The sequence below is a fragment of the Paraliobacillus quinghaiensis genome, from assembly GCF_003426025.1.
In the GTDB taxonomy this organism is placed as follows: Bacteria; Bacillota; Bacilli; order Bacillales; family Amphibacillaceae; genus Paraliobacillus_A; species Paraliobacillus_A quinghaiensis.
In genome coordinates, this window is sequence record NZ_QJSH01000006.1 from 100,804 (window position 1) to 117,083 (window position 16,280).

The 16,280-nt window shown below is 35.5% G+C and carries 15 protein-coding genes; 12 read left to right on the forward strand and 3 right to left on the reverse strand.

Annotation, left to right across the window (positions count from 1 at the left end; all coding sequences use genetic code 11):
- Positions 1–116: 116 nt before the first annotated feature.
- On the forward strand, positions 117–1,499 hold the full coding sequence (gene rlmD, locus D2K40_RS06065; protein ID WP_117153977.1) for a 23S rRNA (uracil(1939)-C(5))-methyltransferase RlmD: 1,383 nt from the start codon (positions 117–119) through the stop codon (positions 1,497–1,499).
- Here the strand turns inward: rlmD and D2K40_RS16630 are convergent.
- Together D2K40_RS16630 and D2K40_RS16635 are read right to left on the reverse strand one after the other, a co-directional pair.
- Positions 1,484–2,260, reverse strand: a complete 777-nt coding sequence (locus D2K40_RS16630; protein WP_240324907.1) for a recombinase zinc ribbon domain-containing protein — start codon at positions 2,258–2,260, stop codon at positions 1,484–1,486. The genes rlmD and D2K40_RS16630 overlap by 16 nt on opposite strands.
- Positions 2,232–2,975 (reverse strand): recombinase family protein, encoded by a 744-nt coding sequence (locus D2K40_RS16635; RefSeq protein ID WP_240324908.1) that lies wholly within the window; start codon positions 2,973–2,975, stop codon positions 2,232–2,234. The genes D2K40_RS16630 and D2K40_RS16635 overlap by 29 nt, the downstream gene beginning before the upstream one ends.
- Before the next feature lie 590 nt (positions 2,976–3,565).
- On the opposite strand from D2K40_RS16635, the gene D2K40_RS06075 reads away from it, so the two are divergent.
- Entirely contained in the window at positions 3,566–4,564 is a 999-nt protein-coding gene (locus D2K40_RS06075) for a DUF3231 family protein (protein WP_117153979.1), read from the forward strand.
- Positions 4,565–4,824: 260 nt separating this feature from the next.
- Here the strand turns inward: D2K40_RS06075 and D2K40_RS06080 are convergent, their stop codons facing one another.
- Positions 4,825–5,292, reverse strand: a complete 468-nt coding sequence (locus tag D2K40_RS06080; protein WP_117153981.1) for a recombinase zinc beta ribbon domain-containing protein — start codon at positions 5,290–5,292, stop codon at positions 4,825–4,827.
- A 179-nt stretch (positions 5,293–5,471) separates the two neighbouring features.
- On the opposite strand from D2K40_RS06080, the gene D2K40_RS06085 reads away from it, so the two are divergent.
- The 10 genes from D2K40_RS06085 to D2K40_RS06130 all read left to right on the forward strand — a co-directional run bounded on the left by D2K40_RS06085 (position 5,472) and on the right by D2K40_RS06130 (position 16,190).
- The gene (locus tag D2K40_RS06085; protein ID WP_117153983.1) at positions 5,472–5,675 is read left to right on the forward strand and encodes a helix-turn-helix transcriptional regulator; all 204 of its coding nucleotides are present in this window, start codon (positions 5,472–5,474) and stop codon (positions 5,673–5,675) included.
- A complete protein-coding gene (locus tag D2K40_RS06090) occupies positions 5,672–6,103 on the forward strand; it encodes a hypothetical protein (RefSeq protein ID WP_117153985.1) in 432 nt (143 codons plus the stop codon). The genes D2K40_RS06085 and D2K40_RS06090 overlap by 4 nt, the downstream gene beginning before the upstream one ends.
- A 75-nt stretch (positions 6,104–6,178) precedes the next feature.
- Positions 6,179–6,331: a hypothetical protein gene (locus tag D2K40_RS06095; protein ID WP_205417562.1), complete on the forward strand. Its 153-nt coding sequence runs from the start codon at positions 6,179–6,181 to the stop codon at positions 6,329–6,331.
- Between the two features lie 514 nt (positions 6,332–6,845).
- Positions 6,846–7,826, forward strand: coding sequence for an aldo/keto reductase (locus tag D2K40_RS06100; RefSeq protein ID WP_117153987.1), 981 nt, complete (start codon positions 6,846–6,848; stop codon positions 7,824–7,826).
- Positions 7,827–7,839: 13 nt separating this feature from the next.
- The gene (locus tag D2K40_RS06105) at positions 7,840–8,550 is read left to right on the forward strand and encodes an SDR family NAD(P)-dependent oxidoreductase (RefSeq protein WP_162879147.1); all 711 of its coding nucleotides are present in this window, start codon (positions 7,840–7,842) and stop codon (positions 8,548–8,550) included.
- A 12-nt stretch (positions 8,551–8,562) separates the two neighbouring features.
- Positions 8,563–9,189: a ThuA domain-containing protein gene (locus D2K40_RS06110; protein WP_117153991.1), complete on the forward strand. Its 627-nt coding sequence runs from the start codon at positions 8,563–8,565 to the stop codon at positions 9,187–9,189.
- A 212-nt stretch (positions 9,190–9,401) separates the two neighbouring features.
- Positions 9,402–10,274: a hypothetical protein gene (locus tag D2K40_RS06115; protein ID WP_117153993.1), complete on the forward strand. Its 873-nt coding sequence runs from the start codon at positions 9,402–9,404 to the stop codon at positions 10,272–10,274.
- A 171-nt stretch (positions 10,275–10,445) separates the two neighbouring features.
- Complete coding sequence (locus tag D2K40_RS06120; RefSeq protein WP_117153995.1) at positions 10,446–13,907, forward strand: hypothetical protein; 3,462 nt, start codon at positions 10,446–10,448, stop codon at positions 13,905–13,907.
- Between the two features lie 184 nt (positions 13,908–14,091).
- Positions 14,092–15,195: an NAD(P)/FAD-dependent oxidoreductase gene (locus D2K40_RS06125; protein WP_117153997.1), complete on the forward strand. Its 1,104-nt coding sequence runs from the start codon at positions 14,092–14,094 to the stop codon at positions 15,193–15,195.
- Positions 15,195–16,190: a DUF3231 family protein gene (locus D2K40_RS06130; protein WP_117153999.1), complete on the forward strand. Its 996-nt coding sequence runs from the start codon at positions 15,195–15,197 to the stop codon at positions 16,188–16,190. Before D2K40_RS06125 ends, D2K40_RS06130 begins: the two co-directional genes overlap by 1 nt.
- Positions 16,191–16,280: the final 90 nt, after the last annotated feature.

A 16,280-nucleotide genomic window follows, 5' to 3' on the forward strand; every position in this document is an offset into this window, starting at 1 on the left:
TTGTCCGAAGTCGATTCATCTCATGACTAAATTCACGAGGGTTCTCGACTATTTCCTAAAATATATATATTATGATAAACTTTGAATAGTATGTGAAAATGAAGGACGTTGATAAAATGGAAAAAAAACAGGTCCCAGTGCAAAAAAATCAAACAATAACACTAGACTTTGAAGATATTACCCATGAAGGAAATGGTGTTGGTAAATTAGATGGCTATCCTCTGTTTGTCCCATATGCACTACCTGGTGAAAAGGGAAAAGTAAAGGTAATCAAAGTAAAGAAAAACTTTGCGATTGGTAAGTTACTTGATATCGAAGAAACAAGTAATGAAAGAGTTGAGCCCCCATGTAACGTGTATTACCAGTGTGGTGGTTGCCAATTACAGCATATGAGTTACAGTATGCAAAGTGAGATGAAAAGAAATCAAGTAATAAATACGTTGAAAAAAATCGGTCATATAGAGGATGTTACTGTTCATCCAACAATAGGTATGGATGATCCGTGGCGTTATCGTAATAAAGTTCAAATTCCAGTCGCAGAACGAAATGGTAAATTAATCACTGGATTTTACCGGAAGAAAAGCCACGAAATTATCGATGATATGGATCGTTGCATCATTACCTCAGAAGTAAATGATCGCATGGTTGAAGCTGTGCGAAGCATCGCAGATCGACTTGGTATACCAGCATATGATGAGAAGTCACATCGCGGCATCTTACGTCACATTATGGTTCGGACTGGGGAAGCAACAAACGAAACAATGATCGTTATTGTAACAAGAACTGCCGAATTACCATATAAAAAAGAGCTGATCAAAGCATTACATGAAACATATCCGCACGTAAAGTCGATTGTGCAAAATATTAATAAAGAACGGACAAATGTTATTTTAGGAAAAGAAACAAAAGTGTTGTGGGGCGAGAAATATATTTATGACAAGATTGGAGATATCAAGTTTGCGATTTCCGGAAAATCTTTTTATCAAGTTAACCCTACACAAACAAAAAAATTATATGATACAGCTTTAGAATATGCAAATTTAACTGGTGGAGAAACAGTAATTGATGCCTATTGTGGTATTGGTACGATCTCACTATTTTTAGCGCAAAAGGCAAAGAAAGTTTATGGTGTTGAAATTGTTCCAGAAGCAATTAGTGATGCCAAAGAAAATGCAAAGTTAAATAATATCGATAACGCAGAATTCTTTGTAGGACAAGCAGAGAAAATTATGCCTTGGTGGACTTCGCAAGGATTAAAGCCAGATGTAATTGTTGTTGATCCACCACGAAAAGGGTGTGATCAAGCATTATTGGAAGCAATGATCGCAATGGAACCAAAACGAATTGTTTATGTGTCCTGCAACCCATCAACATTAGCGCGTGACTTACACATCTTAGAAAATGGTGGATATGAAACAAAGCAAGTGCAACCAGTTGATATGTTTCCACAGACCAGTCATGTGGAGTGTGTGTCGCAGTTAGTTTACACAGGCAAGTAGTTAGAAAAAATTGAAAACCTGTAGGTTACTTTAATTGTTCGTTCTTTGCTAATAACAATACGTTCAACCATGTAATGCAACAATTCTTTAGATAGTTCCTCAATTGGACTAAACTGTTCCATTAAGTTGCGGAATGTCTCGATTTCTTTTGTTACTTGATTTTCTAGGAGTGAAGCTTTTAGCTCGCTCCTTTTTTCATTTAACTCATTTACTTTAGCTTCCTTACTACTCAAGATATCTCGGTATTCACCGTGAGATATTAAGTTGTCAGCTAGCATTTCGATATAGCGTCGTTTTTTAACCTTAATGGAATTGATTTCATCGTCGATGAGGTTTAATTCTTTTTGATTTGAATGTACACGTTTTTTCTCAAGGGCTTTTACGTCTGATAAAAACTTTTTGTCACTTATCTTGTTGTACATCCAGTCAATATCATTCAGAATAACTTGCTCTAATTCCTTCTCTGATATTGCGTGATTCGTACATGCGATATTGCCGTGTCGAGCATAGTTCCCACATATATATCCTAAACGATTCTGTCTATACCACATTCCACTTCCGCAATCATTGCAATAAACCACATTTGTAAATAGGTGCTTTTTAAACTTTGTGAAATTTCTTTTTCTATTTTTAATCATCTTTTGTACAAAATCAAATTGCTGGTGAGAAATAATTCCCTCATGCGCGTTTTTCACAGTGATATGATTCTCAGCAGGAACCTGTTCCCTTTTGTCAGAAGTGACACTTTTTGTAGTTTTCACGATGTTGAACCAAATCACCAGTGTAATGTGGGTTAGTTAATATATTTTTAACTGAACTGCCTTGCCAAAATTTCGCGGCATTTTTCTTTCCAGCAACACTCGCAGGAGTAGGAACCCCGTCTAGTGAAAGACGATGTGCAATTGCATCAACCCCCATACCAGAAACATATAAATCAAAAATTCGTTGAATCACTTCTGGAGTATCGTTCTCAGCTAAAAATAATTTCTTATTAACAACCTGATATCCGTATGGAGCATTGGAACCTTTGAATTCTCCTCTTCTTGCTTTCGAATTAAAGACCACCTTTATACGTTCTGACGTCCTCTGGGATTCTTGTTCATAAATCCATGCGTATAATCCAAACATATGGATGTTACCTTCAATTGAATTAATAGCGTTGTCGTAAGTAATGATATCAACATTATTTTGTTCAGCAATTTCTTTAATTTCATAAGACAATTTTCCGTTTCTAGCAAGACGAGAAAGTTCTTTGGAAAGAATTACATCAAATTTCCGTTCTCTTGCATCTGCAATCAGATTTTTTAAGTTCTCCCGCTTGCTCTCTTTTGTTCCACTTTCAACATCTACATAGAACTTATAAAGTTCCCATCCTTTCTCAGCGATAACATTGTAGAAATACCTTTCTTGGTTCTCTAAAGAAGATTTTTGTTCATCTTTATCAGTAGAAACTCTGATATATACACCACACTTCATTGCATCTCAACTCCTTGTTTTGTTGAGATGTAATGATGTTTACCTACTGACGACTTTTTACATATTTCCTAATTATTATTCAATTAAGGGTCTGAATTGTGAAAGAAGCTGTGGTGTAGCGTTGATTTTGCGTTACATGAATGGCTGACGTGTGCTTATGTTCAATAAGATATGCTTGTTTTCAAGATTTACGAGGGGGGGTAATATGAGTGAAAAAATAGCTTTATTAATTGCAACATTGCTAATGATGGTAAGTTGTATAGCTTGTACTTCTGAAGGAGTCCAACAGAAAATCAATATAATGTAAGACACGAGAAAATTCAAATAGACAATCGACAATCAAATTAGAGCCCAGTTACTAATAAGGATAATGAAAACAACGATGATATCCCAAAGATTTTGAACTTGAAAATGGTTTAACTTTCTTCGTTCAGAAAAAAGCAAGATGACAGTTGGTATATATCAGAACCTTCACTTTACTTAGAAAATGATTTGAAAGAACACAATGCTACGCAATATTTTAAGCGGGTATATTTTCCTGCATCCAGTAAATATTAAAGTATAAATATTAAATTGGGAGTAGATGTATTATGAGTTCACCAGAAAGCGTAAAACTTACTTCATCTGAAATGGCTTCATTATGGCAAGAATATATTAGCCACACTCATAGTAATTGCATGTTAAAATACTTTATTGCAAAAGCAGAAGACAATGAAGTGTTAAATGTTCTGACGAAGACCAATCAAAGGATTAAAAAAATAAGAGATAAGACTAAACAAATATTAGAATCAGAAAATGTTCCAGTTCCAGTAGGATTTAGTAATCAAGATGTAGATATGAATGCTCCGCGGCTTTTTTCAGACTCCTTCGCTTTATTGTATATAAAAAATTTGTCGAGAGTGAATGCTACAAGTTGCAGTCTTATGCATACAATGTCTACTCGCAAAGATATTAGAAAACATTTTAAAGAATGTTCTTCTGAAGGTATTACTGTTTTTGATGAGATTAGTGATTTGTTGTTAGATAAAGGATTATATGTAAGACCTCCATTTATTGAACCACCAAAAAAGTCTGATTTTATTGAAGATAGAGACTATCTAAATGGATTCAATCTATTGGGCGACCAGAGATTTTTAAATACTATTGAGATATCCCACATTTTTGGAAACGTTGAAGCAAATGTAGTGGGGAATACAATAACAAAAAGTTTTGGACAAACAGCTGATAAAAAGGAAGTACGAGACTTCATGAAAAAAGCAGGGAAACTCTCGGAAAAGGTAGTCAACACGCTTACAAAGTTTTTAACAAGTAGTCAATTGCCAACACCAATGCCTTCAGAAACGCAAGTCGTAAGTTCCTCCCAACCAGCTTTTTCTGATAGGTTAATGATGTATCAATTGTCTATCCTTACAGCAGCGGGTTTATCCGATTATGCAACATCATTAGCTACAAGTATGAGGAATGATTTAAAAAGACAATACATGGATTTATTGGATGATACGGCTAAGCTAGGTGGGGAAGCTCAAAATTTAATGATAGATAATAGCTGGTTAGAGCAACCACCACAGCAAGACAAAATAATACAATAGCTTAAAGATTTTTTTGAAGCAATTGAAAATAAATAGAAGGAGAATCTCAGTTGACTGAACTGAGATTCTTTAATTTTAATTACAAATATACCGACAAAACACGGTACAATTCAGTATGCAAATTTAGATGCGTTTTTTAGTGGTAATTTAGAGTTTTCGATAGGTAACGGAACCCAATTAGAGAATGTTTTTTCTCTAATCCTTTTTTAAATGTGAATTATATTGTTAATTCGGTTATGAAAACTATGTGATTTCTTCTGTCATTTGACTTGTGTTTTATGATTTTGCACCTCACAAGTAAACCCGTTAATTTCGATATAGCGTCGTTTTTTAACCTTGATGGAGTTGATTTCATCGTCGATGAGGTTTAATTCTTTTTGATTTAAATGTACACGTTTTTTCTCAAGGGCTTTTACGTCTGATAAAAACTTTTTGTCACTTATCTTGTTGTACATCCAGTCAATATCATTCAGAATAACTTGCGCTAATTCCTTCTCTGATATTGCGTGATTCGTACATGCGATATTGCCGTGTCGAGCATAGCTCCCACATATATATCCTACACGATTTTGTCTATACCACATTCCACTTCCGCAATCATTGCAATAAACTACATTTGTAAATAGGTGCTTTTTAAACTTTGTGAAATTTCTTTTTCTATTTTTAATCATCTTTTGTACAAAATCAAATTGGTGATGAGAAATAATTCCCTCATGCGCATCTTTCACTGTGATACGATTCTCAACTGGGACTTCTTCCCTTTTCCCTTTTCCCTTTTCCCTTTAGCAGACGCGAACATAGTCTGCTATTATTTTTAAATTTTATGGAAAGTTAACTTTACATGTTGGGATCTGAATGTTATACTACAAATGTAAAGTTTACTTTCCGTTGATTTGGAGGTGTTGAATTGAAAAACAGACTTGAAGAAATACGAAAATCTAAAGGTATAAGGCAAGAGGAATTAGCCGATATTTTAGAAGTATCTCGCCAAACGATAGGTTCACTTGAAAACGGCAGATACAACCCATCTATAACACTTGCATTTAAAGTTGCACGGTATTTTAACATGAGGATTGAAGAAATATTCATCTATGAGGAGGAAACACTATGAAGAACAAAAAGTACTTAAGTTTAGTTGCGCTGTGTATAGGTGTGACAACAGTATTAATAAATATTACTATGGATGTCTGGCTTCCGACGATTTCCGAGAGCTTTGGAACGTATCGATGGGTATTTGTCGGCATAGGTGCTGGTCTTACCGGTGCTGCTGCTTCGACCCTACTTAGCAAAAAAATGTATAAAACCAACCCCGAATTAGCAAGGCAAGCAAGAATAAATGAAAACGATGAACGGTATGTCCAAGTAAGAAAAACGGCAGCGTACTATATGTGGTTTATTACATTGTTCGTTTTAGTGGCAATTTCGCTTACCTTTGTAGCTTTGAATTTGAAAATTGCAGCATGGTTAGGACTTGGAACATTGTCACTTCACATTGTTTTATATGTTATCTTACTTTTTAAATTAAATAAAACTATGTAGGCAAAGCTAATGAGCATAATAGATGAATTGCAAATTTGAATTTGGCAAGAAACCTGTAATTAAGGAGGTTTTGTCGTGACTAAAGATAAAAGAGTTGAATATATTCCTGCAAAGCCTCCCAAGAGAGAGAAGCGAGTTGGTATTTACTGCCGTGTGAGTACAAAAAGTACTGAACAGCTGAAAAGTCTTACAGCACAGATATCGACTGATTTAGGGTTCACTTTATGATGGAAATTGAATTGTGTTTCATGTTGGAATCAATTGAAAAAGTTTTTTATATAGCCAACTCGTTTATCGTTCGTTTAATAAATGAGATGGCTTCTAATAGGTTTAATAACGTAATTAGTAGAATTGTTTAAAGGTAGGCTTTATAATAAATGGTGGGATTATTGCACAATTAGAATAAAAAATGCACGAATCATCCATTCTCACTAGATAAATCCCTAAAAGTATTTGAGAGACAGACCATACTTTTCTATAGAAACCTTCGTTACGAGTGTGAATGCGGGAAGAAATTCTATAAAAATAATCTAATTAAATTAAGCTATTCAGCATCACTGTGAGTCAAGGTCATTTTCCTAATTGTTTGATTACGTATACCTAAAATATTGTCACTGATTAAAAATTTAGTTACTATTTATTACATAGAATGGAACTTATCATTTTCATTGTATGGTTTTTTGGTATCGTTTACACGAAGAAAGTAGATCATGAAAAATACGTGTAGAAGAGAGGATTATATATGGATTTTACATACTTAGGTCGTACCGGATTAAATGTAAGTCGCTTATGTCTTGGAACGATGAATTTTGGAGTTAATACAGAAGAAAAAGAAGCATTTTATATAATGGATGCTGCTCTTGATGCAGGTATTAACTTTATTGATACAGCTAATATTTACGGATGGGGACCGAATGCTGGTAAAACGGAAGAAATAATAGGTCGCTGGTTCGCCCAAGGTGGCGGTCGTAGGGAAAAGGTTGTACTTGCTACAAAGGTGTATGGTGATATGCATGATGAGTTTGATGGACCGAATGATATACCTGGGCTATCAGCATATAAAATTCGTCGTCACCTTGAGGGATCATTACGTCGCTTACAGACAGATCATATTGAATTGTATCAAATGCATCATATTGATCGTAGAGTTAGGTGGGAAGAGATCTGGCCAGCATTTGAGCGTGCTGTTCAGCAAGGTAAAATCGAATATGTTGGATCTAGCAATTTTCCTGCATGGGCAATAGCAGAAGGACAAGCAAAAGCAGAAGCACGTAATTTCTTTGGGTTAGTCTGTGAACAGCACCGATATAACTTAAATGGGAGATTGCCCGAGTTAGAGGTGTTACCAGCTGTCGAGAGATATGGGTTAGGATTTATTCCATGGAGTCCACTAGACGGAGGGTTGTTAGGAGGAAATGCACTGGACCCAGCTAAAGGATCTAGAAGTGCAAAAAATCAAGCAGCAATTGAAAAAAACCGTAGTAAACTTGAGCAATTTGCAGCGTTATGTAAGGAGATTGGAGAAAAAGAAGATACAGTTGCACTTGCCTGGTTATTAGCGAACCCTATCGTAACAGCTCCTATCATTGGTGTGCGTACGAGAGAGCAGCTGCAAAAATCTTTACATGCTGTAGAGCTTACGTTATCACAGGATATAATGAAAAGATTGGATGAGATTTTTCCAGGTCCAGGGGGACACGCTCCGGAAGCATACAGCTGGTAGGGGGGATGGCAAAATGAAAACAGTATATATTACGGGATGTGACAGGGGCCTTGGCCTTGCACTAGCCCAAACATTTATCAAAGAAGGCTTTAAGGTATTTGCCGGGAGCTATTTGCCAAACTGGTCTGAACTACAAGAACTAAAGGAGACAGCGGGGAAGCAACTTCATATCTTGTCTCTTGATGTGACAGATGACAATTCAGTACAGCATGCTGCTGAAGAGATTAAACGTGTTTCGCCCCAACTTGATGTGTTGATAAATAATGCGGCAATTTATAAGGAACAAGATGGAGATGTATTTGAAACACTTGATTTTAGTGCAATTAGGAGCATGTATGAGACAAATACGTTAGGACCTTTGCGAGTTTCACAGTCTGTTTTACCGTTATTGATGCAAGGAGAAAATAAACTACTCGTTAATATTTCTTCTGAAGCAGGAAGTATAACCGATTGTAAACGTGTAAAAGAATACGGGTATACAATGTCAAAGGCTGCACTAAACATGCAATCTGTTATATTACAAAATCAATTAAAAGACTCTGGAATAAAAGTCTTCGCTATACATCCTGGTTATGTCAAATCCTACATGCTCGGTAGGCTTAATAAAGAGGCAACAGTCGAAGCAAAAGACTCTGCAAGGGGGATTGTTCAGCAACTCCTTCAACGACATTTGTTAGACGGACCAATTTTTATTGATTATCAGGGCCAAATATTGGATTGGTAAGGAGGGTTAAATTTGAAAAAAATAGTCGCAATACTAGGAGATTATTGGCATCATGAAAATGTGATTAAAGAGAGTTTAGAAGCTGCTGTTAAAGATCTGAATGTACAAGTTTCATATATTAGTTATGGTGATGTTGAAAACGCATTAAGAGATAATCCTGCAGCCGTTATTTTATATAAGGAAAATCGTTTAAACCCTCTCGATGAAACAGTGGAAACGTGGATGGAACCAGCTATCATGGCTCAAATTGTTACGTATGTGGAACAAGGTGGGGGATGGTTTGCTTGGCATACAGGAATGGCAAGTTATCCATCTGATAGTAGCTATATCAAAATGTTAAAAGGCTCTTTTACTTATCATCCGGATTTGCAGGAGGTCACTTACAAATATAGTGATGGTTCCATTGCTTGTTCTTTTATTGATGAACATTACTTTGTTTCGTGTCAAACAGATGAAACCGATGTGTTCTTATTATCCGAATCCATTGACGGACACTCAATAGCTGGTTGGCAACATAGTTTTGGTAGGGGAAGAGTATGCTGCTTTACACCTGCACATACCCAGGAAGGTTTAAGTGACACACACTTTACTTCTTTACTACGTAGGAAGCTCACATATTGCATAGGAGAAGATGTATAGTATGCTAGTGGTGCCTTGGACCTCAGTGCGCTGAATATAATACTAAAGTTTAAATAGTATGAAGCTTAGGGTTTGTATTAGAAGTTGTTAGATAGCGTTTGTTTATTATGTATTAATTAAGTATGTGAAAGTTATTCAGATTGATAGAAAAGACTAGTTTTCTGAGCCTATCACAGATTAAGAATAACTAATTTATAGAGGGAGGGAATAAAGTGTATTATTTAGAGAATAATCGTTTAAAAGTTGAGATTCAAGAACCAGGATCCTTCTATAAAGGCTCAAGGTTTGATTGGACCGGTTTTATTACTCAAATAACATTAGATGGAAACATTAATTATTGTGTTCCTGAGCGATTAGAAGAGGGTAAGGGTACTGGAGGCCTGGGATTATGTAATGAATTTGGTATTGATATGCCCATTGGTTATGATGCAATAGAAGTGGATGAGTTATTTCCGAAAGTTGGTGTAGGTCTTCTAAAAAAAGATCAAGATGAAGCTTATGACTTTTTTAAAACCTATGAGGTTTTTCCTTCAGAAGTCAAAATTGAAAAATCAGCTAATTCTATAACTTTTGAAACTACAAATTATAGTCCTATGGGTTACGGGTATCATTTATTTAAAGAAGTAGAGATAGTTGATAATCAATTAATCATCAACTACCGGTTGGAAAATACCGGTGATCACCCTATATATACTAATGAATATTCGCATAATTTCATCGGAATTAATAACGAATTAATTAGTGAACATTATCAATTAAAGATGCCAAGAATGAAAGAAATCGACGTTGCGGTAGGTTCTATCTCGAGATCTCAGGACCGATTAACATGGCCATTAACACCTGATGGTGATTTCTATGCCCATATTGATTGGGAAGTAAAAAACGGAACTTACAATTGGGATGTGTTTCACGATAAAATTGGAGCTGGTGTTCGAGAACTATCTGAGTTCCGACCTTCCAAAATCGCCTTATGGGGAACCAACCATGTGGTTTGTCCAGAAGTGTTTATTGATATAAAATTAAAACCTAATGAGATAAAATCATGGAAACGGGTTTATGAGTTTTATCAAGATAAGGAAGTTTAGCAAATGCAATTATAAAAAATATAAGATAAAGCGCAATTATGAGAAATTATGAGAAAAAAGCTGGTTCTTTATATCTGATAATTTTTGAAGATGATTGCACTTTTAACTGTATCACTATATAATCAATGGTGACTAGATAAATTTTAAAATAGTTATAGAAAGGAACATATGATGAATACTATACAGGATTTACACTTTGGAAATGCTTTTTTGCACGCTGAATCGAAACCGGTTTCTCTAGAGACGGTAACTCTGAATGAGGATACTTATTTTAAGATTGAAAACTACAGTCAAATGAATCCATTCTTTATGACAGTAGTAAGTGATGCTGACCAATGGATGTTTATATCAAGTACTGGCGGACTGACTTGCGGTCGTAAAAATGCAGAGTCAGCATTATTTCCATATTATACAGATGATAAAATCCATGACAGTATTGAGACAACCGGACCACATACAATACTAATCGTGAATAAAGATGAAAAGAATTATCTGTGGAAACCTTTCTCGCTTCATAATAGCAATGTATATAAGGTTACAAGGAACCTATATAAAAACACCACAGGTAATAAGATTATGTTTGAAGAGATCAACCATGACCTGGAGGTTAGTTATTCCTATACATGGAAGAGCAGTGATTTATTTGGATTTGTTAAAGAATCTAATATGGTTAATCTAGCGGAAAGTGACGTAGAGATTAGAGTCCTAGACGGTATTCGAAATATTCTGCCTTACGGAGCTAATACGCTTTTGCAAGATACAAAAAGCACACTTGTTGATGGCTATAAACGTTGTGAATTAGTGGAAAATGCAGGGCTCGGTATCTACACGCTTAGCTCAATTTTAACAGATAAAGCTGAGCCAAGTGAATCATTGAAAGCAACGACGGTTTGGTCAAAGGGACTTGAGAATCCTAGCTACCTTTTATCAGAACAACAAATTAAAGCGTTCTCAAAAAACGAAGAGGTACAAACGGAAGTTGATGTTAAGGGTAGAAGAGGTTCCTACTATGTTGCAGATTCTATCCTCCTTAAAGGTCATGAATCAAAAAACTGGTATATAGTAGCTGAACTTAATCAAAACGCTTCAAAAGTTGAGAAACTTATTAAAGAAATTATGGAAAATCAATCAATTCTTCAATCGATAGAAGCTGATGTTGCAAAGGGTCAGTACAATCTCAGAAAACTTGTATATAATGCAGATGGATTCCAATCTACTGCTAATGAAAAGGCGAGTTACAGACATTTTTCAAATACCCTCTACAATATTATGCGAGGTGGCATATATGCAGATGGCTATGAGATTGATAGAGAAGATTTCAAAGCATTTGTAGGTAATTGGAATAAAGAAGTATATAACAAACAACTAGATTTTATCAACAAATTACCTGAAACAATTAACTATAATGAACTGCTTAATTTGGCAGCAGAGCTTAATTGCAAGGATTTTGAACGGTTAGTATTTGAGTACTTACCGCTTACATTCAGTAGACGACATGGAGATCCGAGTCGTCCATGGAATAAATTTAATATAGAAATTACCAAAGAAGATGGTGGCAAGGAGCTTAAGTTTGAAGGGAATTGGCGTGATATCTTTCAAAATTGGGAAGCACTGTCTATTTCCTACCCTGCATACACGGAGAGTATCATTGCTAAATTCGTAAATGCATCAACAGCAGATGGTTATAACCCTTATCGAATCACGAAAGACGGAATTGACTGGGAGACGCTTGACCCTGAAGATCCGTGGTCAAATATTGGATACTGGGGAGATCATCAAATTATTTATCTTTTAAAGCTAATGGAATTATCAAAGTCTTATAACCCTGAAAAGTTACAGGACCTTCTTCATAAAGACATTTTTGTATATGCAAATGTACCTTATAGGATTAAGGGATTTGATGCGTTAGTCGAAGATCCAAGAAACAGTATTGTTTATGATGATGAGAATGAACAACGTATCGAAAACAAAACTGCAAGTATTGGCTCAGATGGTAAGTTAGTTTACTTCGAGGACGAAATCTATAAAGTTAACTTAATGGAAAAACTTTTGGTTACGGTTCTTGCTAAGTTCTCTAACTATGTACCTGAGGGTGGTATTTGGATGAATACGCAACGTCCAGAGTGGAACGACGCTAACAACGCTCTTGTTGGGAATGGATTGTCAATGGTTACCCTGTATTACATGCATCGTTTCCAAGTCTATATGAGTCAATTAGTTAATGAAATTAAAGAAGATTCAATTGAAGTTTCAGTTGAAGTACTTCAGATGTTTCAGGATACAGCGAAGGTATTGAAGGATAGTGAACAATACCTGGGCAGTGAAATGTCCGATGACACTCGTTTTGATATTGTAAAAACATTAGGTAAGATTGGAGAAACCTATAGAAATTCCATCTATGATAATGGTTTTGCAGGAGATAAAGCGGCACTTTCTATGGAATCCCTGCAAGAATTTATTGAGGTTTCAATGCGTCATTTAAAAGATTCAATTAAAAAGAACAAACGTGACGATGGTCTTTATCACTCTTACAATCTTATTCGATTTGATAAGGAAAACTGTAGCATATCATATCTTTATGAAATGTTAGAAGGGCAAGTTTCTGTTTTGAGTTCAAAAGCTTTAGATGCAAAAGAAACCATTAATGTCTTAGATGCGCTTAAAAATAGTTCTATGTATCGTGAAGATCAAAACAGCTATATGCTCTATCCGAATCGTGAGTTGCCAAAGTTCTTAGAGAAAAATGTGATTCCTGATGAACAAGTTATGTCATCATCTATTTTACAAGCAGAACTGAATAAAAATCTCACACGATTTATCGAAAAAGATGTTAATGGTAAGTACCATTTTAACGGTCGATTTAGAAACGGTGAAGAGATTAGAGAAGCACTTGAGGCTACAAAAGAGTATAAGGATAAGGATATTAAAGTCGTTGAAGAAATTTTCACAGAACTTTTTAACCATCATGCCTTTACAGGACGCTCTGGTACCTTTTACAAATACGAAGGTTTAGGAAGTATCTATTGGCATATGGTATCAAAGCTAGTCTTGGCAACACAAGAAAACTTTGAAGATGTCTATTGTCAAAAAGGTATGAATGAAGAAGCTGAAGCGCTTATGAATGATTATGAAGCTCTTAAGGATGGTATAGGATTAGAAAAATCACCAGAAGAATATGGTGCATTCCCAACTGAGGCTTATTCTCACACTCCTGGATTTGCAGGCGTACAGCAACCAGGTATGACCGGGCAGGTTAAAGAAGACTTTATCTCTCGACTAACTGAATTAGGAGTGAAGGTAGAGGAGGGACTTGTTCATTTTAAACCAGTTTTATTATCCAAGTCTGAGTTTTTAAAAGAGACGAAACTCTGGTCCCTACCTAGGAATAGTAATGCTGCGGATACAGAAACAATCCAGTTAGATGAGAATTCCTTAGGATTTACATTTTGTGCAGTTCCTGTAATCTACTATCTAGACGACAAAAAGAAGATCATCGTTTGTTATAAAGATGGTACAGAAAGTATTTTTGAAGATGAGGATACTTTAGATCTTGTAACAAGTCAGACTATTTTCAGTCGTGAAGGTAAGATTGATCGAATTAAAGTGTATATTGATGGTAGTAAATTAAAATAATCTTAGAGTTCTGAGTAGATCTTTTGCTCAGAACTTTTTCTTTTTAATTAGGAAATTGCTCCAAGAATGAATTTCGTTGACAGCTTTAACAAACGATTTCCAATCATTTGGAAATTGAAGTGTATTTATTATTTACCAAAAGGGAACGCTCTTACTATACGAAAATGTAGGAGGTGTGTTCAAAATGGGCATTGCCATTATGGGAGCCGGTCTCTCCGGTTTAGCATGTGCCATTACGCTTGAGAAAAATGGTATAACTCCAACGATATTTGAAAAAAGAAGTAAAGTAGGGGACCGGTTTGTTAACGGTGAGGTCCTACTGTCTATTTTTACAAGACCAGTTCATGACTGTATCGCATCATTATCAGAGGAATACGGAATTTATCTTAAACCTACTTCAAATATTCAAACAATGGAACTTTACTCTAAAAATGAAAAAGCAACTATAAGAGGTCAATTAGGTTTCGCAAATATTCGTGGCAGAGAACAGGATTCATTTGAAGCACAGCTAGAACAACAAATAAAATCAGCCATTAAATTTAATTCAGAAGAAACCTATGAGAAATTGCTTAGTAAATATTCACATGTGATCATGGCAACTGGAGATGGAGGTTACGCAAAGAAGACAAGAAACTTCAGAGAAGATTTAACCGTTTCTATAAAAGGTGCGACAGTTGAAGGGACTTTTGACCGGTATAGTGTAATGGCTTGGATTGATTATGACCTTGCTCCTTACGGTTACTGCTTTCTTATTCCATTTTCAGAGAAGGAAGCAAATATGTCTATAGCCATACCAGATCTACCTGAAAATACGGATGTAAACATCAATAAACTATGGGGTCTTTTCCACGAAAAAGTACGTTCTCAGTTAAAACAGGAATTTCCAATAACCGATCAATTCCAAATTACCCGTTATCCAGTAGGAATTTGCAACTCAGGGAGAATAGGCAATACTTTTTATGTTGGGAACTGCTTCGGAACCATGATGCCTTTTATGGGTTTTGGCCAGTATACCTCAATATTAAGTGGAATTTATGCAGCCTATGATTTATGTGGTTTTGGAAAATATGAAGAGTTAATGAAACCACTTCGTCAAAGTTATGAAGATTCCCTTGTTTTAAGAAGGTCAATGGAGCAATTATCCAATCAAGGGTTGGATCGAATTATTCACTCTCTACAAGGTTACTGGGGGGGGAAGTTGTTTCAAACGAAAATGATTAACCCACTTAAAGTCGCAAGCTATTTACTTCGACCCTACTTAAAATTAAAAAATGGAGGAATAACATAATGAGAAGTCCAAAGACGATGTCCCTTACATCCTCTGAACTAGGCTATCTGTGGACAGGTTACTCTATTAATGAGATGTCAACGTGGTATTTAACCCTATTTCGTGAGCAATCACAGGATGAAAAAATTAAGGATTTATATACATATGCGTTAAAGGATGCAATTGAAATTGTTAAGGAACGGAAAAAATTACTTAGTTACGACGGGTATCCAATCCCAATTGGCTTTTCTAAAACAGATATTAATGAAAGCTCGCCAACTCTGTTTTCAGATCGATTTTTATTGTTCTATTTACATAATGGTACCCGTCTTGGTCTTGAATTCCACTCTAGATCTTTAGCTTCAGCTACAAGAGTAGATGTTCGCAAATATCATAGCAATTGTTTAATTTCTGCAATTCAATTAAATGATAAAGTGACGAATATTCTTCTTAACAAAGGATTATATTGGAGAACACCGACGTTACCCGCACCGACATCTCCTGAATATATTCAAAAATCCGATTATTTAAATGGATGGCATGGAGATAATCGTCCAATGAATAGTATGGAGCTTGCAAACCTTTATTTAATTATAGATCTACTCATGATCATAGAAACAATGTGTCTAGGTTTTGCTCAAACTTCAGAATCTGACGAAATAGCTGAATTATTTCTTAAAGGGGTAAAAGTAGCAAAAAAACAATATCATGCATTGAGTGGGTTATTAGAGAAGGACGAATTACCAATTCCCCCTAGTTTATCATCGGAAATAACAGACTCAAAGAAAAGAGTATTATCCGACCGCATCATGGTAACGCACTTAGCTGGTTTATTTGGTTCTTTGTTGTCCCAATATGGTTTTTCGCTCGGTACTGTAATGAAACATGATTTAGTTACAACGTTTTCAACACAAGTTGCTAAAACCGGTACCTTTTTGGAGTATATTACCCGATTGCTAATAGAAAAAGAATGGTTGGAAAAGGTGCCAGGAGCAATATCCCATAAGAACTTATAAGTTGAAGAAGTCTAGAGGAATTCAGTAAGTCAAAAAAATATTGGAAAGGCGTCTCATTGATGAGGCGCCTTTCAAGTGCTTTAAAAAAGA

Excerpts from the sequence above, each read along its gene's own strand:
- D2K40_RS06090 (WP_117153985.1), top strand. The coding sequence starts at position 5,672 with ATGAAGAACAAAAAGTACTTAAGTTTAGTTGCGCTGTGTATAGGTGTG.
- D2K40_RS06130 (WP_117153999.1), top strand. The coding sequence starts at position 15,195 with ATGAGAAGTCCAAAGACGATGTCCCTTACATCCTCTGAACTAGGCTAT.
- D2K40_RS06120 (WP_117153995.1), top strand. The coding sequence starts at position 10,446 with ATGAATACTATACAGGATTTACACTTTGGAAATGCTTTTTTGCACGCT.
- D2K40_RS06075 (WP_117153979.1), top strand. The coding sequence starts at position 3,566 with ATGAGTTCACCAGAAAGCGTAAAACTTACTTCATCTGAAATGGCTTCA.
- D2K40_RS06125 (WP_117153997.1), top strand. The coding sequence starts at position 14,092 with ATGGGCATTGCCATTATGGGAGCCGGTCTCTCCGGTTTAGCATGTGCC.
- D2K40_RS16635 (WP_240324908.1), bottom strand. The coding sequence starts at position 2,975 with ATGAAGTGTGGTGTATATATCAGAGTTTCTACTGATAAAGATGAACAA.
- rlmD (WP_117153977.1), top strand. The coding sequence starts at position 117 with ATGGAAAAAAAACAGGTCCCAGTGCAAAAAAATCAAACAATAACACTA.
- D2K40_RS06105 (WP_162879147.1), top strand. The coding sequence starts at position 7,840 with ATGAAAACAGTATATATTACGGGATGTGACAGGGGCCTTGGCCTTGCA.
- D2K40_RS06100 (WP_117153987.1), top strand. The coding sequence starts at position 6,846 with ATGGATTTTACATACTTAGGTCGTACCGGATTAAATGTAAGTCGCTTA.